The sequence below is a fragment of the Serratia sp. BNK-12 genome, assembly GCF_047456085.1.
In the GTDB taxonomy this organism is placed as follows: domain Bacteria; phylum Pseudomonadota; class Gammaproteobacteria; order Enterobacterales; family Enterobacteriaceae; genus Serratia; species Serratia liquefaciens.
Map to the genome: position 1 here is coordinate 394,076 of NZ_CP179896.1, position 19,510 is coordinate 413,585.

24 protein-coding genes are annotated in these 19,510 nt (G+C 56.7%); 19 read left to right on the forward strand and 5 right to left on the reverse strand.

All coding sequences use genetic code 11. The annotated features are described in order from the left end of the window. Positions 1–92: 92 nt before the first annotated feature. On the reverse strand, positions 93–1,037 hold the full coding sequence (locus ACMGG1_RS01755; RefSeq protein WP_116691080.1) for a nucleoside hydrolase: 945 nt from the start codon (positions 1,035–1,037) through the stop codon (positions 93–95). A gap of 214 nt (positions 1,038–1,251) precedes the next feature. Here ACMGG1_RS01755 and ACMGG1_RS01760 point away from each other — a divergent pair, with 214 nt between their 5' ends. Continuing rightward, entirely contained in the window at positions 1,252–1,533 is a 282-nt protein-coding gene (locus ACMGG1_RS01760) for a zinc ribbon domain-containing protein (protein ID WP_236591391.1), read from the forward strand. After that, positions 1,530–1,907, forward strand: a complete 378-nt coding sequence (locus tag ACMGG1_RS01765) for a hypothetical protein (protein ID WP_413510503.1) — start codon at positions 1,530–1,532, stop codon at positions 1,905–1,907. The genes ACMGG1_RS01760 and ACMGG1_RS01765 overlap by 4 nt, the downstream gene beginning before the upstream one ends. On the opposite strand, the gene aaeR is transcribed toward ACMGG1_RS01765, so the two are convergent. Further along, positions 1,870–2,781 (reverse strand): HTH-type transcriptional activator AaeR, encoded by a 912-nt coding sequence (gene aaeR / locus ACMGG1_RS01770; protein WP_041415021.1) that lies wholly within the window; start codon positions 2,779–2,781, stop codon positions 1,870–1,872. The two genes, ACMGG1_RS01765 and aaeR, sit on opposite strands and share 38 nt — an antisense overlap. Positions 2,782–3,221: 440 nt before the next feature. Between aaeR and aaeX the strand changes: the two genes are divergently transcribed. From aaeX to ACMGG1_RS01795, 5 genes are all read left to right on the forward strand, one after another. Then, positions 3,222–3,425: a p-hydroxybenzoic acid efflux pump operon protein AaeX gene (gene aaeX, locus ACMGG1_RS01775; protein ID WP_004936952.1), complete on the forward strand. Its 204-nt coding sequence runs from the start codon at positions 3,222–3,224 to the stop codon at positions 3,423–3,425. Positions 3,426–3,432: 7 nt separating this feature from the next. After that, entirely contained in the window at positions 3,433–4,368 is a 936-nt protein-coding gene (gene aaeA, locus ACMGG1_RS01780) for a p-hydroxybenzoic acid efflux pump subunit AaeA (protein WP_020831905.1), read from the forward strand. After that, positions 4,368–6,335, forward strand: coding sequence for a p-hydroxybenzoic acid efflux pump subunit AaeB (aaeB, locus tag ACMGG1_RS01785; RefSeq protein ID WP_020831904.1), 1,968 nt, complete (start codon positions 4,368–4,370; stop codon positions 6,333–6,335). Before aaeA ends, aaeB begins: the two co-directional genes overlap by 1 nt. A 243-nt stretch (positions 6,336–6,578) precedes the next feature. Continuing rightward, the gene (locus ACMGG1_RS01790) at positions 6,579–7,028 is read left to right on the forward strand and encodes a ribonuclease (RefSeq protein ID WP_020831903.1); all 450 of its coding nucleotides are present in this window, start codon (positions 6,579–6,581) and stop codon (positions 7,026–7,028) included. Between the two features lie 5 nt (positions 7,029–7,033). Further along, positions 7,034–7,333 carry a barstar family protein gene (locus tag ACMGG1_RS01795; RefSeq protein ID WP_122080306.1) on the forward strand — a complete coding sequence of 100 codons (300 nt, stop codon included), beginning with the start codon at positions 7,034–7,036 and terminating at the stop codon, positions 7,331–7,333. 30 nt (positions 7,334–7,363) lie between these two features. Here ACMGG1_RS01795 and yjgA read toward each other — a convergent pair whose 3' ends face one another. After that, positions 7,364–7,912: a ribosome biogenesis factor YjgA gene (gene yjgA, locus ACMGG1_RS01800; RefSeq protein WP_020831901.1), complete on the reverse strand. Its 549-nt coding sequence runs from the start codon at positions 7,910–7,912 to the stop codon at positions 7,364–7,366. A 177-nt stretch (positions 7,913–8,089) separates the two neighbouring features. On the opposite strand from yjgA, the gene pmbA reads away from it, so the two are divergent. Further along, entirely contained in the window at positions 8,090–9,430 is a 1,341-nt protein-coding gene (gene pmbA / locus ACMGG1_RS01805; protein ID WP_414161119.1) for a metalloprotease PmbA, read from the forward strand. A 192-nt stretch (positions 9,431–9,622) separates the two neighbouring features. Further along, positions 9,623–10,009 carry a cytochrome b562 gene (gene cybC, locus ACMGG1_RS01810; RefSeq protein ID WP_020831899.1) on the forward strand — a complete coding sequence of 129 codons (387 nt, stop codon included), beginning with the start codon at positions 9,623–9,625 and terminating at the stop codon, positions 10,007–10,009. On the opposite strand, the gene ACMGG1_RS01815 is transcribed toward cybC, so the two are convergent. Next, on the reverse strand, positions 10,006–10,791 hold the full coding sequence (locus ACMGG1_RS01815) for an AraC family transcriptional regulator (RefSeq protein WP_414161120.1): 786 nt from the start codon (positions 10,789–10,791) through the stop codon (positions 10,006–10,008). The two genes, cybC and ACMGG1_RS01815, sit on opposite strands and share 4 nt — an antisense overlap. A 120-nt stretch (positions 10,792–10,911) precedes the next feature. Here ACMGG1_RS01815 and ACMGG1_RS01820 point away from each other — a divergent pair, with 120 nt between their 5' ends. Beyond that, positions 10,912–11,700, forward strand: coding sequence for a sulfite exporter TauE/SafE family protein (locus tag ACMGG1_RS01820; RefSeq protein WP_046372548.1), 789 nt, complete (start codon positions 10,912–10,914; stop codon positions 11,698–11,700). A 39-nt stretch (positions 11,701–11,739) separates the two neighbouring features. On the opposite strand, the gene rnk is transcribed toward ACMGG1_RS01820, so the two are convergent. Then, positions 11,740–12,150 (reverse strand): nucleoside diphosphate kinase regulator, encoded by a 411-nt coding sequence (gene rnk / locus ACMGG1_RS01825; RefSeq protein WP_020831894.1) that lies wholly within the window; start codon positions 12,148–12,150, stop codon positions 11,740–11,742. Positions 12,151–12,575: 425 nt separating this feature from the next. Here rnk and ACMGG1_RS01830 point away from each other — a divergent pair, with 425 nt between their 5' ends. The 9 genes from ACMGG1_RS01830 to ACMGG1_RS01870 all read left to right on the forward strand — a co-directional run bounded on the left by ACMGG1_RS01830 (position 12,576) and on the right by ACMGG1_RS01870 (position 19,503). Continuing rightward, positions 12,576–12,923: a glycine dehydrogenase gene (locus ACMGG1_RS01830; RefSeq protein ID WP_414161121.1), complete on the forward strand. Its 348-nt coding sequence runs from the start codon at positions 12,576–12,578 to the stop codon at positions 12,921–12,923. Positions 12,924–12,958: 35 nt separating this feature from the next. After that, complete coding sequence (locus ACMGG1_RS01835; RefSeq protein WP_012147075.1) at positions 12,959–13,324, forward strand: glycine-rich SFCGS family protein; 366 nt, start codon at positions 12,959–12,961, stop codon at positions 13,322–13,324. Next, positions 13,324–13,620, forward strand: coding sequence for a DUF4312 family protein (locus ACMGG1_RS01840; RefSeq protein WP_020831890.1), 297 nt, complete (start codon positions 13,324–13,326; stop codon positions 13,618–13,620). The genes ACMGG1_RS01835 and ACMGG1_RS01840 overlap by 1 nt, the downstream gene beginning before the upstream one ends. 30 nt (positions 13,621–13,650) lie before the next feature. Continuing rightward, positions 13,651–14,427 (forward strand): DUF4311 domain-containing protein, encoded by a 777-nt coding sequence (locus ACMGG1_RS01845; RefSeq protein WP_012147073.1) that lies wholly within the window; start codon positions 13,651–13,653, stop codon positions 14,425–14,427. Positions 14,428–14,438: 11 nt separating this feature from the next. Beyond that, the gene (locus ACMGG1_RS01850) at positions 14,439–15,089 is read left to right on the forward strand and encodes a DUF4310 family protein (RefSeq protein WP_017894152.1); all 651 of its coding nucleotides are present in this window, start codon (positions 14,439–14,441) and stop codon (positions 15,087–15,089) included. A gap of 66 nt (positions 15,090–15,155) precedes the next feature. Then, the gene (locus ACMGG1_RS01855) at positions 15,156–16,295 is read left to right on the forward strand and encodes an amidohydrolase/deacetylase family metallohydrolase (protein ID WP_020831888.1); all 1,140 of its coding nucleotides are present in this window, start codon (positions 15,156–15,158) and stop codon (positions 16,293–16,295) included. Then, complete coding sequence (locus ACMGG1_RS01860; RefSeq protein ID WP_020831886.1) at positions 16,279–17,397, forward strand: DgaE family pyridoxal phosphate-dependent ammonia lyase; 1,119 nt, start codon at positions 16,279–16,281, stop codon at positions 17,395–17,397. Before ACMGG1_RS01855 ends, ACMGG1_RS01860 begins: the two co-directional genes overlap by 17 nt. Next, positions 17,394–18,134, forward strand: a complete 741-nt coding sequence (dagF, locus tag ACMGG1_RS01865; RefSeq protein WP_414161122.1) for a 2-dehydro-3-deoxy-phosphogluconate aldolase — start codon at positions 17,394–17,396, stop codon at positions 18,132–18,134. Before ACMGG1_RS01860 ends, dagF begins: the two co-directional genes overlap by 4 nt. Before the next feature lie 151 nt (positions 18,135–18,285). Further along, positions 18,286–19,503, forward strand: a complete 1,218-nt coding sequence (locus ACMGG1_RS01870; protein ID WP_414161123.1) for a lactonase family protein — start codon at positions 18,286–18,288, stop codon at positions 19,501–19,503. Positions 19,504–19,510: the final 7 nt, after the last annotated feature.

A 19,510-nucleotide genomic window follows, 5' to 3' on the forward strand; every position in this document is an offset into this window, starting at 1 on the left:
TCATCTTCTCGCCGCCGTAATCGAATAACACCGGGTGCGGCGGTGAGCTCCAGTTGTTCGGCATCGGTAATGTCCGGCTCGTTAACCGTTCATTAAATCTTCACGTCCCCAATCCTCTCTAGAGCATCCACCACCAAACCCCAGAATTTATCCTGATCCAGCGTTACTGCTACCTGCGTATGGCAGTCGGGCGGTGGTGCTGTGCGGAAATCGGCTACCGTCATGCCCAGTGTCAGGGTGCCGGTGAGTTCGATATCTACCGGGACTTTTCGCACCGTCATCACATCGGGGGCAATAACGTAAGCCACCGCACAGGGATCGTGCACCGGCGGTGCACTGAACCCCTGCGCCTGCTGGTACATTTTGCCAAAGAACTCGAGCAATTCGCCGACAAACCTGGCTGGTCCGGTGTGGATGGCGGCAATCCGTGCACACACCTCTGGGGTGGCGAGCGCCTGATGGGTCAGATCCAGCCCGACCATGGTCAGCGGCCATTTCTCATTAAAAACGATGTGCGCGGCTTCCGGATCAATCTTGATATTGAATTCCGCTACCGCACTCCAGTTACCCACGTGGTAGCCACCCCCCATCAGCACCACTTCCTTCACCCGTTCGGCAATCCGTGGTTCTTTACGAACTGCCATGGCGATATTGGTCAGGCCGCCGGTGGGGACCAGCGTCACGCTGCCTGGCGGATGGGCCATGATGGTGTCGATAATCAAATCTACCGCGTGTCGCGTTTCCAGCGTCAGCGTTGGCTCAGGTAAAACCGGGCCGTCCAGGCCTGACTCGCCGTGAATATCGGGCGCAACCTCGATTTGCCGCACCAGCGGCCGTGGGCAGCCGGCGGCGAAGGGCACGCCGGTGATATTGGCGATACGTGCAACAGCCAGCGCGTTGCGGGTCACCTTATCCAGCGTTTGGTTGCCCACCACGGTGGTGACGGCCAGCAGCTCGATCTGCGGATTGCCCCAGGCCAGCAGCATGGCGATAGCATCGTCATGCCCCGGATCGCAGTCCAGTATGATTTTTTTCATTTTTATTCCTGATGCAGGGAGAGGTCTCCGCAGCATAGCGCACCGGCAGCAGGCCAGGTAATGACAGATGATGCTTTTTGCTAGCCACATCAAAGCGTTGCTGATCTTAGGATGTAATTAAACGTAAATCCTTCTCGCAGCGCTTTACCCTGGAGTTTACTCCAGGGTTTACATTGAGTCCTGGCGTACAGCAGAGAGGTGAAGAGCGATGAGCATGTTGAAAAAGCTTTTGGGACAAGGTGGCTTTGGTGGTGGCCACTCACGTTCGCGGCACGGGGGCGGACACCATGGTAACCGTTATAACCAGCATGGCGATCAGGGCCAGCAGTGCCTGCAATGTCAGGCGCCTAACCGGCCCGGTGCCCGTTACTGCCACCGCTGCGGCCAACCTTTCGAAACGGAGTCAGCGTCCTGCCGCGGGTGTTCGGCGCCGCTGCCGCCGGGGAGCCGTTTCTGCCAGCAGTGTGGTACGGCGGTCAGCGGAGGGCAACCATGACCAAATCAGGATGGAGTCTGGTCGTCCTGTTGGCGGCCATGACGTTATGGACGCTGCTGGCCTGGGGAGCTTCCGGCGTGTTGGCTTGGCTGCCGTCGTTGACGGGGCTGGCACAAAGGGGTTCTGCGGAGCTGGCGCCCCCGTTGGCGGGGTTGCTTAGCCTGGTGCCGCAGGCGCTGTTGGAAAGCTGGTTACCGTTGTTGCAGCAACTGGGGGATTGGCTGGCGAGTTATTTCCCGCAGTTGATCACCTGGGCTGGGTATCTTGTCTGGCTGGTTTGGGGGCTGGGCATGCTGGCCATGCTGTTGCTTGCCGCGTTGGCACGCCGTATTTTGCTCAGCGATACTCCTGATAAACTTCCGCCACGCGCTTGAAGTAATCGCTCAGGTAGTTGATGCACACCTGCACCTTGAGCGGCAGCTTATCTTTCTCGGTGTACACCGCGTACACCGGGCGAGGATCCGCATGATAGCTTTTAAACAGGATCTCGATCTCACCACGTTTGATCTCTTCGATCACCCACATCAGCGGCGCATAGGCGATGCCGGCCCCGGCTTTCAGCCAGCGGATCATGGTCTGTGAATCATTGGTGATAAAACGTCCCTGCGGCGCAATACGCGTGCTGATGCCTTCGGGGGCGATCAGTTCGAATTCGCTATCCGGCCGCACGCTGTATTCCAGCCAGGAAAAGTTGACCATGTCGCTGGGCTTCTGCGGCGTACCGTGCTGGCTGAGATAGCTTTTGGCGGCGCAGACCACCATCGGCATGGATCCCAGACGTTTGGAGAACAGGCTGGAGTCCTGAAGCGCACCGGTACGGATCACCACGTCCAGCCCGTCAGCAATCAGGTCCGGCGCCGGAATACCGGTCACCAGGTTCACCGTCAGGCCAGGATATTCCTTCAACATATCGGCAGTCATGGTCGCCAGCACGTTTTGCGCCATGGTGGACGAGCTGCCAATGCGCAGCGTGCCGGTCGGGGTATTGTTAAACGCGTACAGCTGTTCGTGCACCTCGCTCACTTCCAACAACATGCGACGACAACCCTGGTAATAGATTTTTCCGGCTTCCGTCAGGCCAATGCTGCGGGTGCTGCGGTTAAGCAGTTTAACCTGCAGCTCATTCTCCAGTTTGGAGACGGTCTGGCTGATAGACGAAACGCTCATATCGAGTTGGCGCGCCGCCGCAGTAAATGACCCGCATTCAACCACTTTGGCGAATACCGACATCCGTTTTAATCGTTCCATTATTCACTCTGGCTTAAAAGTGATTTAGATCACAGATTGTTGATGAGTTGATAGTAAGCACGCTAATATAACGGGGTCGGGTGGAAAGACCTTATCAACGCGCGAGTGCGATCGGCGCCGACGTCGTGGCCGATCCCTCCGGTATCCTCGCATTCCCTATCGCGGATGTACGTTCCAGAGTTTACCTTTTTTTCAGGTTCGTGGCCTGGACAACCTGTCTGGGGCGGAATTTGTGGTGCGTGTCGGCTAAAATGTAAAGAGAATGTGAATGAAATATACCCTATAGCTTTCAAGTTGCAGCTAGGCGACCAGCTCGCTCACCCCAGGCGCTTACTTTTGTAAGTAACTGGGGTGAGCGAGTGCAGATAACAGCGCTGCAACTTGAAAGATGACGGGTATAAAGGGTTACGCCCGGTGCAGTGAGTAATAAGGAAAAATTGATGAGTTTGCTTCCGGTTATGGTCATTTTCGGACTGTCGTTCCCCCCGGTATTTTTTGAGTTGCTGGTCTCGCTGGCGCTGTTTTTCTTGCTGCGCCGCCTGCTGCAGCCTACCGGGATCTACGATTTTGTCTGGCATCCAGCGCTGTTCAATACCGCGCTGTACTGCTGTTTGTTCTATCTGATTTCATGTCTTTTCGTTTGAGGTCGCTGTGAAAAATTTTTCAATAAAAATAACCCGAATCGCGATCACTCTGATTCTGGTCCTGCTGGGGATCGTCGCCGTATTCAAAGCCTGGGTGTTTTACACCGAGTCCCCCTGGACGCGTGATGCCAAGTTTACTGCCGACGTGGTGGCGATAGCGCCGGACGTTACCGGGCTGCTGACCGACGTGCCGCTGGTGGATAACCAGTTGGTCAAGAAAGGGCAGGTGCTGTTGGTGATCGACCAGCCGCGCTACCAGCAGGCTCTGGCGGAAGCTAACGCCGACGTGGCCTACTACCAGACCTTGGCAGCGGAAAAAAGAAGGGAGGCGGGCCGTCGTGTTCGCTTGGGCGTGCAGGCGATGTCGCAGGAAGAAATAGACCAGGCGAATAACGTTCTGCAAACCGTAGAACATCAGTTGGCGAAGGCTGTAGCGACGCGTGAACTGGCGAAGCTGGACCTGGAACGTACCACGGTGCGCGCACCGGCCGATGGCTGGATCACAAACCTGAACGTGCATGCCGGTGAGTACATTACCCGCGGTTCAGTCGCTGTGGCGCTGGTGAAGAAAAACAGTTTCTATATTTTGGCCTATCTGGAAGAAACCAAGCTGCATGGTCTGAACAAAGGCGATCGTGCGGAAATTACCCCGTTGGGCAGTAACCGTATCATGCATGGCACCGTCGACAGCGTGGCTGCCGCCGTCAATAACAGCAGCAGCACCGTGAACAGCAAAGGGCTGGCGTCGATCGACAGCAACCTGGAGTGGGTGCGCCTGGCACAGCGCGTGCCGGTGAAAATTCTGCTGGATGACAAAGACCAATTGCATCCGTACCCGGCAGGTACCACGGCTACCGTGGTGATCACCGGCAAGAACGATCGCGCTACCGACAGCGGCTCGCCTTTTGTGCGTTTGATGCATCGGCTGCGTGAGTTCGGTTAATGAATAACCCAACCTTTATCAGGCTGAGATTTGCCTTCAAGCTCAGCTTTGCCATTGTGTTTGCCCTGTTTGTCGGCTTCCACCTCAATCTGGAAACGCCACGTTGGTCGGCGATGACCGCCGCCATCGTGGCCGCCGGCCCGGCCTTTGCCGCCGGTGGCGAACCCTTCTCCGGCGCTATCCGCCACCGCGGCTGGCTGCGTATCATCGGTACCTTTATCGGGTGTTTCGTCGGTCTGGCGATTATCGTCACTACGGCGCGTGCGCCCGTTGTGATGCTGTTGTTGTGCTGTATCTGGGCCGGTTTTTGTACCTGGTTGTCCTCGCTGATTAAAGTCGAGAATTCTTACGCCTGGGGGTTGGCCGGTTATACCGCGCTGATCATTATCGTGACGGTCGCCACCAGCGAATCCCACCTGCTGGAAGCGCCGCAGTTCGCCATTGAGCGCTGCAGCGAGATCGTGCTGGGGATCGTCAGCGCAGTGCTGGCGGATCTGTTGTTCTCGCCGCGATCGATCAAGCAGGATATCGATCGCGCGGTGGATCAACTGTTGGTGGATCAGTACCGCTTGATGCAGATGTGCATCAGCGATGCCGAGAAAGAAGACATTGACCGCGCCTGGAGCAACCTGGTGAAAAGCACCACTGCGCTGAACGGCATGCGCAGCAACCTGATGATGGAGTCTTCACGCTGGCAAAAGGTGAACCGTCGTGTTCAGGCGTTGCATACGCTGTCGCTGACGCTGATTACCCAGGCCTGCGAGACGTATTTAATCCTGCTGAATCATCCGGATGCGGTGAAAGAGAATATTCGCGAACTGCTGATGGTGCCGGCGGATACCCCGCAGGAAATTCACAAGCGCATGAAGCTGTTGCGCCAGGTGCTGACCACCAACCGCACCGACGAAACCTTGCTGACCATCAGCAGTTGGGTCGGGGCGGCCACGCGTTATCTGTTATTGGCTAAAGGCGTGCACACCAACAGCAGCATCAGTGCGGTGGAAGAAAGTGTGCTGAGCAGTGAGGTGGTGATCAAACCGACGTCGGCGGAAGGTCATCACGCGATGATCAACGGTCTGCGTACCTTTGTGGCGACGACCTTCGGCAGCCTGTTGTGGCTGTGGACCGGTTGGACCTCCGGCAGCGGTTTTATGGTGATCATTGCGGTGATCACCTCGCTGGCGATGCGTACCCCCGCGCCGCGTATGGTCGCAATGGATTTTGTGCTGGGCATGCTGGCGGCAATCCCGGTCGGTTCGCTGTTCTTTATGGTGATCCTGCCGGCGACCCAGCAAAGCATTTTGCTGCTGTGTCTCAGCCTGGGGCTGCTGGCGTTTTTCATCGGTATCGAAGTGCAGAAAAGGCGGCTGGGTTCGCTTGGTCTGCTGGCGGGGACCATCAACATTTTGGTGTTGAGTAACCCGATGGAATTCAACGTCACTCAGTTTCTCGACGGTGCGCTTGGCCAGTTCCTCGGTAGCTGCGTGGGGTTGATGGTGCTGTTGCTGATCCGCGATAATTCACGTGAGCGCACCGGCCGCACGCTGCTGAACCAGTTTGTCAGCAGCGCAGTATCGGCACTGACCACCAAGGCGTCGCGCCGTCGGCAAAACCATCTGCCGGCGCTGTATCAGCAGCTTAACCAACTGCTGATGATGTTCCCGAACGACATTGCCAAATACCGGCTGGCGTTGAACCTGATCATTGCTCATCAGCGCATGCAGCGGGCGGAGATCCCGGTTAGCGAGGAACTTTCGGCGTTCCACAAGCAGATTCGCAACACTGCCGATCATGTGGTTTCGGCCAAGAACGACGTGAAGCGCGCTTACTATTACGATCGGCTGCTGGACGAAATGAATGACTATCAGCAAAAGCTGGTGGATTATCACGCACCGCTCAGCGTTACCGATCCGGTAAAACGCCTGGCCGGCATGCTGCATCGCTACCGCCACGCGTTGATCGACTGATACGCCAAACGCCCCTGCCGGGGCTATACTTGCCTGATAGAGGCCTGTTTCAGAGTTGCACTGAGTGCCAGACGCGCTGCACAATGGCATGATTAGCTTGAATGGGTGTTGCAGGTTGTGGGGCGTGGTTTCCCTGAAGTGAAAACGTTACATACCAGTCATCTCTGCTTCATCCTCTTCATCTATAAATCCAACTAGCATGGGTGCCGGTGCACCCTTGTCGGCCATAATTCAGGGACAGCAATGAATAAGCGGATCCTCGTGGCGGTAGTTATCGCCATTGTGATAGCCGGTTTTAGCGCACTGCGTGGTAACGATCGGGCGATTACCAACGTACCGGCGGTGGCCGAAGGCCAGAGTATTGACCAACTGACGCAGCAGAAAAGGGTGGTGAGCTACCTGCAGCAGCATCAGCGGCTGCCGGACTATTACATCACCAAAAAACAGGCGCGCGAGCAGGGATGGGATGCACGTAACGGCAACCTGTGTTCGGTGCTGCCGGGCAAGGCAATTGGTGGCGACCGTTTCTCAAACCGTGAAGGACAACTGCCTGCGGCCCGCAGCCGGGTATGGCGCGAGGCGGATATCAATTACCAATGCGGCCGGCGTGGTGCCGATCGCCTGCTGTATTCCAGTGATGGCCTGATTTTTGTCACGCGTGACCATTATAAAAACTTCATTCGGGTGGAGTGAGCTTGATGGCAAAAGTAGAGTTCGATTTTAATCAGATTAGCGATCTGCCGGCGTTTTACCGCGTTTTTGCGCATAAGTTTGCACTGGATGAGGCTTTTGGTGCCAATCTTGACGCGCTGTGGGACGTGGTCACGGCGGATATCGGCCTGCCGGTCGAGATTGAGTTTACCCATCTCAACGCCCGCAGCAAACGTCGCTTTGGTGCGATTATCCTGTTGTTTGAAGAGGCGGAAGAAGAACTGGAAGGCAGCCTGCGTTTCAATATCCGTGAAAGCAGCGGTGAACCTGCACATCACCGGGGATGAATCGGGTTCATCCCGTGGTGACGGCGGCGATTATTCGGCGGTTTCGGCCAGATCGCGCAGGTATTGGAAAATTTGACGGTAAGCTTTCGGCGGCTTGTTAGCGGCTTTCTCTTTCTGTGCGTTACGCACCAGTGAGCGCAGCTGCTGGCGGTCGGCTTCCGGATACAGCGCCAGAATCGACGGGATCGCGTCATCACCTTCTTCCACCAGACGGTCACGCAGCGCTTCCAGCTTGTGGAACAGCGAAACCTGTTGGTTATGGCGGTTCTTCAGCTTGTCGAGTGCGGTTTGGATCGGCTCTACATCGCGGGCGCGCAGCATTTTGCCAATCAGCTGCAGCTGACGGCGGCGGCCTTCTTTCTTGATCTTCTGCGCCAGCTCAACTGCGGCGCGCAAATCTTCGTCCAGCGGGATGCGTTCCAGCGCGTTTTTACCTAGTTCGACCAGTTCGGTCCCCAGGTCTTTCAGGGCTTCGGCATCACGTTTAATTTCACTTTTACTGACCCAGATAATCTCGTCATCGTCCTCGTCCGTGTTCTCCGGGACATCGTCGAGCCAGTCTTCAGGCTGTTTGTTCATGGTAGGCTCCGTTAAAAAGAGGCTAATCCTAACAGGTTGCCGGCTTTATGCGAAATTCCACGCGGTTCCTGTTAGACTCAAAAGTATAAATCACATGATTTTTGCGCGTGACTCCGCGCGCAACCACGCCACCACGGCACTTTTCTCAACGATTTTCTGATTAAGTATGGCAGATTGATGAAAGTAGTCACTCAAGTTGCAGAACAGCGCAAGGCGCTGGAACAGGCCGTTTCACAGGCTTTGGAACTGGCGCGCGCCGGTTCTGATGCGGCAGAAGTTGCCGTGACCAAATCTACCGGTATCAGCGTCAGCACTCGCTTTGGCGAAGTGGAGAACGTTGAGTTCAACAGCGATGGCGCGTTGGGCATTACCGTCTATCACCAGCAACGCAAAGGCAGCGCTTCTTCCACCGATCTCAGCCCGGATGCCATTGCCCGCACCGTGCAGGCGGCGCTGGATATTGCCCGTTACACCTCGGTAGATCCGAACGCCGGCCCGGCGGAAAAGGACCTGTTGGCGTTTGATGCACCGGACTTGGATCTGTTCCACCCGGCAGAATTGGACGCCGAACGCGGTATCGAATTGGCTGCTCGCGCAGAGCAGGCTTCGCTGGCGGCTGACAAGCGCATCACCAATACCGAAGGCGGCAGTTTTAACAGCCACTACGGCATCAAGGTGTTCGGCAACAGTCATGGCATGCTGCAAAGCTACTGTTCCAGCCGGCACTCGCTGTCGAGCTGCGTGATTGCCGAGCAGGATGGCGATATGGAGCGCGACTACGCCTATACCATCGGCCGTGCGATGGGCGATCTGGAAAGCCCTGAATGGGTGGGTCAGGAATGTGCCCGCCGCACGCTGTCGCGTCTGGCACCGCGCAAGCTGTCTACCATGACCGCCCCGGTGCTGTTCGCTTCCGAAGTGGCGACCGGCCTGTTCGGGCATTTGGTTGGCGCCATCAGCGGCAGCAGCGTTTACCGTAAATCCACCTTCCTGCTGGATTCTTTGGGCAAGCAGATCTTGCCGGACTGGCTGACCATTGAAGAACACCCGCACCTGCTGAAAGGCCTGGCTTCCACGCCGTTCGACAGCGAAGGTGTACGCACCCAACGGCGCGACATCGTTAAAGATGGCGTACTGCAAACCTGGCTGCTGACCAGCTATGCGGCCCGCAAGCTCGGTATGCACAGCACCGGACACGCAGGCGGTATTCACAACTGGCGCATTGCCGGGCAGGGTAATGACTTTGCCGGCATGCTGAAGCAACTGGGCACGGGCCTGGTGGTGACCGAACTGATGGGCCAGGGCGTTAGCGGTATTACCGGTGACTATTCGCGTGGCGCCGCCGGTTTCTGGGTGGAAAACGGCGAGATCCAGTATCCGGTCAGCGAGATCACCATCGCCGGCAACCTCAAGGATATGCTGCGCAATATTGTCAGCGTGGGCAGCGACATCGAAACCCGCAGCAATATTCAGTGCGGCTCCGTTTTACTGCCGGGCATGAAAATCGCCGGTCAATAATGTTCGCCACGGCTGGCCGCTCCGGTTGCCAGCCGTTTCCCCTTCCTCTGTTTTAACCTTGCTTACAAATCTCCGGTTTCGGTTTTCTGCTCCCTTGCCTATGTTTAGGCTGTGCTGCGTCATGGCGTGGTCAATGGCGGCGCACGGCCCTAAAAGGGGACCACTAAAACAATAACTGGAAGGTGAGCAAGCATGTCGAACAAACTGAAAGCGCTGATGGCGCTGGCGCTGCTGGGCGCCAGTTCACTGGCGGTCGCGGCCGATCTGGCCGACGATATGGATACCATCGCAGGCAATTACAAAACGGTGCTGAGCACTGACTCCACGGATACCTTGAAGCAAAGTTTGCAGAACATGCGCGCCGCCGCAGTGGATGCAAAGCAAAGCACGCCGCCCAAGCTGGAGGACAAAGCGCCCGATAGCCCGGAGATAAAAGATTTCCACCACGGGCTGGACACGCTGATCGGTCAGATCGACCAATCGCTGGCGCTGGCCAACCAGGGCAAGCTGGCCGAAGCCAAGCAGGTCGCGCAGGGCTTCAAACAAACCCGCGACGCTAACCACAAGAAGTTCCGCTAACCCCTTTCGCGCCGTTCTGAAGCCAGATAGCAGGACGGCGCCTGCCCCAGCACGCGGCGAAACATGGTGGCAAACGCCGCGCTGCTTTCATACCCCAATTCCAGAGCCACCTGCGTCACGCTGCTGCCTTCGGCCAATTGGGCCAGCGCCAACACCACGCAGGCACGCTGACGCCATTGTGAGAAGGACATTCCTGTCTGAGCGCGAAACAGGCGGCTGAAACTGCGGATGCTCATATACAGCCGCGAAGCCCATGCCTGAGGTGAATCGTGCGCGTCAGGGTGTTGCAGGAATTGCTGGCAGAGTTCACTCAGCCGCCGGTCCGCCGGCAGGGGGATATGCAGTGGCAGAGGCGGTAGATTGGCCAGCTCATGCAGCAGCAGGCTAACCAGCGCGCCATCCCGGCCTTGCTCATTGTAATCCAGTGGCATATCGACGGCGGCCATCAACAGTTGGCGCATCAGCGGCGTTACGCTGACCACCTGGCAATCCTGTGGTGGGTCAACCAACAACGCGGCCGGTTCAATGTACAGGCTGCGGGTCGTGACGCCGACCATTCTTACTTCATGCGCCATCTGTGGGGGCAGCCACACCGCATGCTGAGGCGGCACAATCCAGTTCCCCTGACGGGTGAACACGTGCATTACCCCGGTGGCGCCGTAAAGCAATTGAGCGCGCCGATGTTGGTGAATAGGCAGCAGGTAACCCCTTGGGTAGTCGGTGCCAATAGCAATCACGGGCCTTTGCACCGAGTCGAGATCGTCAATATGTCGATTGCGCATAAAGCCTTTCGCTGAACAGTTGGCCGAAACGCAATGATAGTTGGCCTTTGATATGAAGCAAGCCAAAAGCCGGTGTTTTATGCTGCCGCTCGACATCTTTACTCAGGAGCGCCTGCGGCTATGGTGGATATTATTTTCGTGCTGTTGACCGGCGTTGTTACCGGTATGACGACCATCGTGTTCGGTTTTGGCGGTGGTTTTGTGGTGGTGCCACTGGTTTACCATCTGGTGATCGCCTCGGGGGAACAGCCCGGTCAGGCGATGCATATCGCAGTGGCCACCTCGACGGCGGTGATGATTTTCACGGCAGGTTACGCCACTTTTGCCCAGTGGCGCAGTGGCAACCTGCTGCGTGAAACTCTGGTTCCGCTCATTTTTTATATCGGGATGGGGGCGGTGCTGGGGGCTTTTGCATCCAGCCTGTTGGCGGACGGCACGGTGCGCTTGTTGTTTGTGATTTACATCCTGGTGACGATTGCGGATTGTCTGTTCAGGCCGGGGTTTTTGGTTAAGCCGGTACGCGCTGCACTTTCACCATCGACTCTGTTGATCGGCGGCCCGCTGATTGGTGTCATCGCGACCCTGCTCGGCGTAGGGGGGAGCGTGATGACGGTGCCTCTGTTGCGTCGCCATGGGTTCGAGATGCGGCATTGCGTCAGTTCGGCCAATGCGTTGTCGATCCCTGTCGCCGTCGTGGGGGCATTGATGTACGTCGGTTTGGGATGGAGGGAAATGACAGGGCCGCACTATCTGGGTTACGTCAATCTGGCCCTGCTCGGGCAGTTGGTGACGAGCGGTGTCGTGGGGACGGTGGTTGCCAGGAAGTGGCTGCCGAAGGTCAATGATCGGCTGCATGCCAGAATTTACGTGCTGTTGCTGATCCTGGTTTTGATCGCCATCGGTGTGTAAGAGACAGAAAGGGCGGCTGGTCACCGCCCTGAAAACCGCTTAGCGGTGGTATTCACCCGCCGCTTCCGGCTGGTACAACAGTTCCAGCACTTCGATACGCGCTTCTTCACCGTTCGGCAACTGCCAGGTAATCTGGTTGCCGATGTGCATGCCCAGCAGCGCTGCGCCCAGCGGCGCCATCACCGACAGCTGTTCGTGGCTATCCTTCAGCGAAGCCGGGTAAACCAGCGTACGCACGTGTTCTTCTGCCGTGTGCAGATCGCGGAAACGTACGCGGCTGTTCATGGTCACTACGTTGGCCGGGATCTGGGACGGCGGCAGAATTTCGGCGCGATCCAGCTCGATGTTCAGCGCAGCCGCGACATCGGTGTTGGCAAAGGCCGGTTGTTCCAATAGCGCATCCAGGCGTTCCGCATCCAGCTCATTAATAGTAATGGTTGGCTTGGTCATTCCACTCTCCAGTCAAATCAAAAGGCGTCGGGTAACGCGCCCATAAATTCGGAAAAACAGCACAAAAGCAAAACCCCCGCGCCAGAGGTACGGGGGTGTTGTTGATGTCGAATTGTCTTACCGATAGTAGGCGGTTAAGCCGGGAAAAGAAAGAGATCCCGATCACGAAGCTTTTCACCTCCCTTGGCTCAACTGGAAACCTTTTGTGGCGATATCTTTTTGTAATCTAATTAAATTATCTGGCAGATGCTTATTTTGCGAAATGGATCCCTGACGGTCATTGAATTTCCACTTTCAACTGGAAAAAAACAGAGTACACAGAATATCGCTCCGGGGTTAGGGTAAAGGCATCAGAGAAGGCGGCTTATTCAGGTGATGTGCTGTGCGACTTACTGAATCATGTTTGGATCTAGGGGTACTGAAAAGTGAATGATGGATCTGCTGCGAGAGAAAATAGTGAACAACCTGACGTCAGCACTGCCGGGGCGATAACCGAACGGGTGCTGGCTGATATTACCACCATGCTAAACGCCGAAGATATTTATACCAATGCGGTGCAGCAACAGATGCTGGAGTCGCATATTCGCGCCATGGTGTTGCGCTCAATAACCGGCGAGCCATTACCGGAAGTCGATAAATCACTGTTTGACGAGATCTCGGCGGAATCCATGCAAATGGCGGAGCGGGTAGTCGACCAATTTACCACTCTGCCGATTGAAGAGGCTTATTTGCTTTCCGTCCATTTTGAAGTGGCAAAAGATAATAACCAATAGCTTTTACCGAATTAAATTAATCAGGAGAAAATACCATGGGTCAGATTACCGTAGTGATTGGCGATCGTTTGGGTAAAGGTCAGAAAGTGGGTCAGGGTATTGAAAACGCAGGCGGAAAAGCCATCGTGATCCCCGGTGTGGCGGCCGACATGAAGCTGGGTGACGTGATGAAAGCGGAAGGCGCGCAACTGGGGATTTCTTTCTGCGGCAGCGGCGGTGCCGGGGCCATTACCGCCCAGACTAAATATGGCTACAAAGCCAAATACGGCATGCGTTCCATTGATGAGGGCGTGACGGCAATAAACGAAGGCTGCACCGTATTGGGTTTTGGTTTTATGGATAAAGAAGAGCTGGGTCAAAGACTGGTTGAAGCCTACGTCAAAAAACACGGCAACCCGTAATGAAAGAACAATATACAACGTCGGTAAAGGTGGAGGGTAAGGGCGATAGCAAAGCGAAAGCTTTTGCTTCCGCCTTGGCCAATGTGCAGGGCGCGGTATTAAAATCCACCGGTAATATTCTGCTGCGTATTGAACCGCAGGATGTCAGCGTATTAAAAGCAGAAGAGAAAATAACAAAAGAAAAGTTTCTGTTTTTCTTTCTGCCGCGCGAAAGAAAAAGCTACTTCGTGGCTCTGGAAATAACCGTGAACGTGACAATGATCAATACAGAAAAAGTTGTCTTCGTCGCGAAATAAAAACGTTAGCATAAATCAAAGGGTATACTGATGTTTTTAATCATCTTATTTAAGTCGCTTATTATCGGCGGACTGGTGGGGGTTGGCGTAGGGGCCGGCGCCGCACGTATGTTCCATGCTCCGACGACACAGGGCATGGGAGCTTTCCGCACCTTGGGCGAGTTGAACTCCTGCGAGGGTGACCCGGCTTCCCACTTCTCATTCGGTCTGGGCTTCTTCTTCAACGCCTGGGCGTCTTCCGTGGCAGCAGGGGCCTTCACGCAGGACGTTGACCACCGCATTATTCCACACTGGGGCGCGGCTGCGTTGATGGTCAAAAACCGCAACCTGGCGCAAACGCTGCACGATCCGAAAAAAATGGCTATCGCCTGCGGCATCATCGGCATGCTGGTTGTGGCATTCCTGAATACCACCGCTTCCGCCGTGCCTGCCGCATTGCAGGTGACGGCGATCAAGGTGCTGGTGCCGGCAGCAAACCTGCTGGTGAATACCGTGATGCCGGTGATCTTCTGGCTGGCGGCGATCGACGCCGGACGCCGTTCCGGCTTCTGGGGCACCATCTTCGGCGGCCTGGCGCAGCTGATTATGGGCAACGCCGTACCGGGGCTGGTGCTGGGCATCCTGATCGGTAAAGGCGTGGAAGAGAGCGGCTGGAACAAAATCACCAAGATCATGATGGCGGTGATCGTGCTGCTGTTCGTGCTGAGCGGGTTCTTCCGCGGCTTCGACATGAAAGTCCTCGAGTCCTTCAGCCTTGGCGTGCCGGGTTGGTTGGACGCCATTCACAACACCCTGAGCGGTAAATAAGGAGCTGGATAATGGAAGAACAAACCCAAAAAGGCTTCTGGTATGCCGACTGGTCATTCCCGATTTTTGTCGGTCTGCTTTCCTCCGGCGTGTTCGCCGGAACGCATATGTACTACCTGTACGGCATCGGCGCGTTTAACGAAGTGGCCTTTGTTTCCATGCTGCGTGCGGGAATGGACACTGGCGTTTACGGTGCCGTGGCGGCCTTCGGGGCCAGCTTCCTGTTTGCGCGCATCATTGAAGGTTCGCTGGTGGGGATCCTGGACATCGGCGGTGCGATCCAGACCGGCGTGGGGCTGGGGGTTCCGGCGCTGCTGCTGGGGGCGGGGATCATTTTCCCGGTCGCTAACTTTGCCGCCTCGCTGGTGACCGGCCTGGTGATTGGCCTGGCGATTGGCTACCTGATCATTTTGGCGCGTAAATTTACCATCAATCAGAGCAACTCCACCTACGGGGCGGACGTGATGATGGGCGCCGGTAACTCCTCAGGGCGTTTCCTGGGGCCGTTGATCATCTTGTCGGCGATGACCGCTTCCATTCCGATCGGTATCGGCTCGCTGCTTGGCGCCTTGCTGTTCTATATCTGGAATAAGCCGATCACCGGTGGGGCGATCCTCGGTGCAATGCTGTTAGGGGCCATTTTCCCGGTAGCTATCGCCTAATCACGAATGTGATTGCTGGGGGCGGTACCGGGTGCCGTCCCCAGGCTGTAAAAGGAGTAATGCGGTATGTATGACTTAGTAATCACAGGCGCCAGACTGGCGGATGATCGGCTGGTGGATCTGGCGGTCAAAGACGGCAAGATTGCCGAAGTGGGTCAATTGGCCGACGACGTCCACGCCCATCGAAGACTGGATCTGGCGGGTAACTGCCGCCTGAGCGCCGGCTGGATCGACTCCCACGTGCACTGCTACCCCTCTTCGCCGATTTACCATGACCAACCGGACTTGGTCGGGACGGCCTGTGGCGTCACCACGGTGGTGGATGCCGGCAGCACCGGCACCGACGACGTGGATGCGTTTTATACGCTGACGCGCAGCAGCAAAACCAACGTTTTCGCCTTCCTGAACATTTCGCGCATCGGCCTGCTGCGTCAGAACGAACTGGCTGATTTGGCAGACATCGACAAACAGAAAGTCAGCCGGGCGATCGACAAACATGCCGGTTTTGTCATCGGCATCAAGGCGCGCATGAGCAGCAGCGTCGTTGGCCAGAACGGCATCCGGCCGCTGGTGCTGGCCAAAGAGATCCAGCAAGAAAATAACCTGTTGCCGTTGATGGTTCATATCGGCAATAACCCGCCGGATCTGGATGAAATAGCCGATCTGCTAACCCGTGGCGACATTATCACTCACTGCTACAACGGCAAACCGAATCGCATTCTGACGCCGGCGGGCACGCTGCGTGAGTCTATCCAGCGCGCGCTAAAGCGCGGCGTCCTGCTGGATGTTGGCCACGGCACCGCCAGCTTCAGCTTCGAGGTGGCGCGCCAGGCGATAGCGCTCGGCATTTTGCCGCATACCATCAGCTCCGATATCTACTGCCGCAACCGGATGGCCGGGCCGGTACACAGCCTGGCGACGGTGATGTCCAAATTCTTCAGCGTTGGGTTATCGCTGCCGCAGGTGATTGCCTGCGTTACGGAAAATGCCGCCTCGGCGCTGCACCTGTCCCATAAGGGGCGACTAGAACCGGGCTGCGATGCCGATTTCACGCTGTTCGAGCTCCGTCAGGGGCCACAGGTGTTCGCCGATTCAGAAGGGCAGTCGGCCGAGGGCCAACAATTGCTGGTTCCGCTGGCCGCCGTGGTGGCCGGGGAAATCCTATTAACCGATGAAGGGAAAGCCGCTCATGTCTTCGATTTATGAAAAATATAATTTAAAACAGGTCATCAACACTTCAGGTCGCATGACTGCACTCGGCGTGTCTACGCCGCGCCAGGACGTCATTGATGCCGTGGATTACGGCATGAACCACTACTTCGAAATCAAGGATCTGGTCGACAAAACCGGCGCTTACATCGCCAATTTGCTGAATGTCGAAAGCGCGGTGGTGGTTTCCTGCGCCTCGGCGGGCATTGCCCAGTCAGTGGCGGCGCTGATCGTCAAAGACAACGCCAACCTGTTGGTGAACCTGCACTCCGCACCTATTACCGTTCCGCGCGAAATCGTGTTGCCGCGCGGTCATAACGTCAACTTTGGTGCGCCGGTCGATACCATGGTGGCGCTGGGTGGCGGTAAGGTGGTTGAAGCCGGTTACGCCAACGAGTGTTCCGCCGAGCAGCTCGAGGCCTGCATTACGCCGCAAACGGCGGCGATCCTCTATATCAAGTCACACCACTGCGTGCAGAAAAGCATTCTTTCCGTTGAGCAGGCGGTGGTGGTGGCGCGCAAACATAACCTGCCGCTGATCGTCGATGCCGCGGCGGAAGAAGATCTGCTGTGCTACTACCAGATGGGAGCCGACCTGGTGGTTTACAGCGGCGCCAAGGCCATCGAAGGCCCGACCAGCGGTCTGGTGATTGGCAAGAAACAGTACGTCGAATGGGTGAAGCTGCAAACCGGCGGTATCGGCCGGGCGATGAAGGTCGGCAAAGAGGGCATCCTCGGCCTGACGCAGGCGATAGAAAGCTACCTGCGGCTGGAGAAAACCACCGGGCAGCAGATGGTGGAAAGAATGACGCCGTTTATCGACAGTCTGAATACCCTGACCGGTATCAGTGCCAAAACCGTTTGGGACAGCGCCGGGCGTGATATCGCACGGGCAGAAATCACGTTCGACGAAGCGGTGCTGGGATGGTCGACCTACGACATTGTGCAGGCGTTGAAAACCGGCGAGATCGCTATCTACTTCCGTGGCTATAAAGCTAACGAAGGCAAGATTGAAGTGGACGTGCGCAGCGTTGATCAGCAACAGCTGATGACCGTTTTCACCTGTATTAAAAATCTGTTCACGGAGAAACAAGCATGAAGCTGCAACCTAACTACTATCGCGATCGCGTGTGCCTCAACGTGTTGGCCGGTTCGAAAGACAACGCGCAGGAGATTTATGCGGCGGCAGAAGGGCATGTGCTGGTAGGGGTGCTTTCCAAGAACTACCCGGACGTCGACAGTGCAGTTGCGGACATGCAGCGTTATGCGCGTCTGATAGAAAATGCGCTGTCGGTAGGCTTGGGCGCAGGCGATCCTAAACAATCGGCGATGGTCAGCCTGATTTCCCAGCGGGTACAGCCGCAGCACGTCAATCAGGTGTTTACCGGCGTGGGCGCGAGCCGTGCGCTGCTGGGGCAGAATGACAGCGTGGTGAACGGTCTGGTGTCGCCAACCGGCCGCGTTGGCTGGGTAAAAATTTCGACGGGGCCGCTGAGCGCTGCCGCGCCGGACGGCATTGTGCCGGTGGAAACCGCCATCGCCTTGTTGAAAGACATGGGCGGTAGCTCAATCAAATATTTCCCGATGGGCGGACTGGCATGCAGAGAGGAGTACGAGTATGTCGCCAAAGCCTGTGCCGAGCATGACTTTATGCTGGAACCGACCGGCGGTATCGATCTGGAAAACTTCGAGCCGATCGTTGAGATTGCATTGGCTGCCGGCGTGAAGCGTGTGATCCCGCACATCTATAGCTCAATCATCGACTCCAGCACCGGTAACACCCGCCCACAGGACGTGAAAGCCCTGCTGGCGACCGCCAAAAAGCTGGTGGGTTAAAGCGCATTATCGGATGACGTAAGGCAGGGAGGCGCAGGCTCTGTATCCCCAGGCGCGGGCACACCGCGCCGCTATCTTTCCCCTCTGGCTTTCAAGTTGCAACTAACAACGCGGTGGCTTGAAAGATGACGGGTATACCATCAGGATAACTATGCGAAACTGGCAAACATCTTCCACCCTGCGAACTGCAGTCACTCTGGCGCTGCTGGCGATGGCTAGCCCGGCGCTTCATGCTGAGGATGCAATGAAATCTACGTCATCTCATTTTGCTTATATCGGTACTTACAACCCTAACGGCGAAGGCGTTTACCGGGTGCAGGTCGATCCGGTCAGCGGCGCACTGAGCGCCAGAACCCTGGCCAGCAGCCAGCCGAACCCAGCACAGCTTACCGTGGATGCCAAAGGCCAGACGCTGTATGTCGCCAGCGAAGTGGCGGACTTTAACGGGACTCAACATGGCGGCATTATTGCTTACCGTATCAATCCGACGGACGGCAGCCTGACCCAGCTCAATCAGGTTGATGCGCAGGGGGCGGGGCCGGTTTATCTCTTCCTGACGCCAAACGGTCGTCATCTGTTGGTGGCAAACTACGTCAGCGGCACCGTAGCGGCTTTCCCAGTTGAAAGCGACGGCAAGCTGGGCACGGCCAGTTCGGTGCAGCAACAGCAAGGACCGGCAGGGGCCGGCAAGCCTGAGGCGGCGGTGGAGGGCAGCTTTGCCATCAGCGATCACAACGGCCCGCATGCGCATATGATCGCCAGCGATCCGAGCGGCAAGTTTGTGTTCTCCACCGATCTGGGGCTGGATCGTATTTATCAATGGCGCTTTGACGATGCCAGCGGCCAGTTAACGCCGAACGATCCGCCGTGGATCGCGGCATCTTCCGCCGGCGCCGGGCCGCGTCATTTCGTGTTCCATCCGGACGGGAAAACCTTGCTGCTGGTGAACGAAGAGGCTTCCACGCTGACCAGCTACCGTTTTGATAACCAAAAAGGTACTCTGAAACAGTTGCACGTGGTCTCTTCGCTGCCAGCCGATTATAAGGGCACCAACTTCGCCGCCGGCCTGGTGCTGAGCGAGGATGGCAAAAATCTGTACGTGGCCAATCGGCTGCATAACAGCATCGCGCAGTTCAGCGTTGGCAGTGGCGGCGAGCTGCATTCGGTGGCGGAAACTTGGACGCGCGGGGATTATCCGCGCTCGTTAACGCTGAGTCCGGACGGGCGCTATCTGTATGCGATGAATCAACGCAGCGATAACGTCACCCGTTTCAGCGTGGATAAGGCCAGTGGCAAACTCAGCTTTGTTGAAGGCTATATGCCGGTCGGTAGTCCCTCGCAAATGGTGTTCTTGCCGCTAGCCAAATAACTTGTTG

Excerpts from the sequence above, each read along its gene's own strand:
- ACMGG1_RS01755 (WP_116691080.1), bottom strand. The coding sequence starts at position 1,037 with ATGAAAAAAATCATACTGGACTGCGATCCGGGGCATGACGATGCTATC.
- ACMGG1_RS01760 (WP_236591391.1), top strand. The coding sequence starts at position 1,252 with ATGTTGAAAAAGCTTTTGGGACAAGGTGGCTTTGGTGGTGGCCACTCA.
- ACMGG1_RS01765 (WP_413510503.1), top strand. The coding sequence starts at position 1,530 with ATGACCAAATCAGGATGGAGTCTGGTCGTCCTGTTGGCGGCCATGACG.
- aaeR (WP_041415021.1), bottom strand. The coding sequence starts at position 2,781 with ATGGAACGATTAAAACGGATGTCGGTATTCGCCAAAGTGGTTGAATGC.
- aaeX (WP_004936952.1), top strand. The coding sequence starts at position 3,222 with ATGAGTTTGCTTCCGGTTATGGTCATTTTCGGACTGTCGTTCCCCCCG.
- aaeB (WP_020831904.1), top strand. The coding sequence starts at position 4,368 with ATGAATAACCCAACCTTTATCAGGCTGAGATTTGCCTTCAAGCTCAGC.
- ACMGG1_RS01790 (WP_020831903.1), top strand. The coding sequence starts at position 6,579 with ATGAATAAGCGGATCCTCGTGGCGGTAGTTATCGCCATTGTGATAGCC.
- ACMGG1_RS01795 (WP_122080306.1), top strand. The coding sequence starts at position 7,034 with ATGGCAAAAGTAGAGTTCGATTTTAATCAGATTAGCGATCTGCCGGCG.
- yjgA (WP_020831901.1), bottom strand. The coding sequence starts at position 7,912 with ATGAACAAACAGCCTGAAGACTGGCTCGACGATGTCCCGGAGAACACG.
- pmbA (WP_414161119.1), top strand. The coding sequence starts at position 8,090 with ATGAAAGTAGTCACTCAAGTTGCAGAACAGCGCAAGGCGCTGGAACAG.
- cybC (WP_020831899.1), top strand. The coding sequence starts at position 9,623 with ATGTCGAACAAACTGAAAGCGCTGATGGCGCTGGCGCTGCTGGGCGCC.
- ACMGG1_RS01815 (WP_414161120.1), bottom strand. The coding sequence starts at position 10,791 with ATGCGCAATCGACATATTGACGATCTCGACTCGGTGCAAAGGCCCGTG.
- ACMGG1_RS01820 (WP_046372548.1), top strand. The coding sequence starts at position 10,912 with ATGGTGGATATTATTTTCGTGCTGTTGACCGGCGTTGTTACCGGTATG.
- rnk (WP_020831894.1), bottom strand. The coding sequence starts at position 12,150 with ATGACCAAGCCAACCATTACTATTAATGAGCTGGATGCGGAACGCCTG.
- ACMGG1_RS01835 (WP_012147075.1), top strand. The coding sequence starts at position 12,959 with ATGGGTCAGATTACCGTAGTGATTGGCGATCGTTTGGGTAAAGGTCAG.
- ACMGG1_RS01840 (WP_020831890.1), top strand. The coding sequence starts at position 13,324 with ATGAAAGAACAATATACAACGTCGGTAAAGGTGGAGGGTAAGGGCGAT.
- ACMGG1_RS01845 (WP_012147073.1), top strand. The coding sequence starts at position 13,651 with ATGTTTTTAATCATCTTATTTAAGTCGCTTATTATCGGCGGACTGGTG.
- ACMGG1_RS01850 (WP_017894152.1), top strand. The coding sequence starts at position 14,439 with ATGGAAGAACAAACCCAAAAAGGCTTCTGGTATGCCGACTGGTCATTC.
- ACMGG1_RS01855 (WP_020831888.1), top strand. The coding sequence starts at position 15,156 with ATGTATGACTTAGTAATCACAGGCGCCAGACTGGCGGATGATCGGCTG.
- ACMGG1_RS01860 (WP_020831886.1), top strand. The coding sequence starts at position 16,279 with ATGTCTTCGATTTATGAAAAATATAATTTAAAACAGGTCATCAACACT.
- dagF (WP_414161122.1), top strand. The coding sequence starts at position 17,394 with ATGAAGCTGCAACCTAACTACTATCGCGATCGCGTGTGCCTCAACGTG.
- ACMGG1_RS01870 (WP_414161123.1), top strand. The coding sequence starts at position 18,286 with ATGCGAAACTGGCAAACATCTTCCACCCTGCGAACTGCAGTCACTCTG.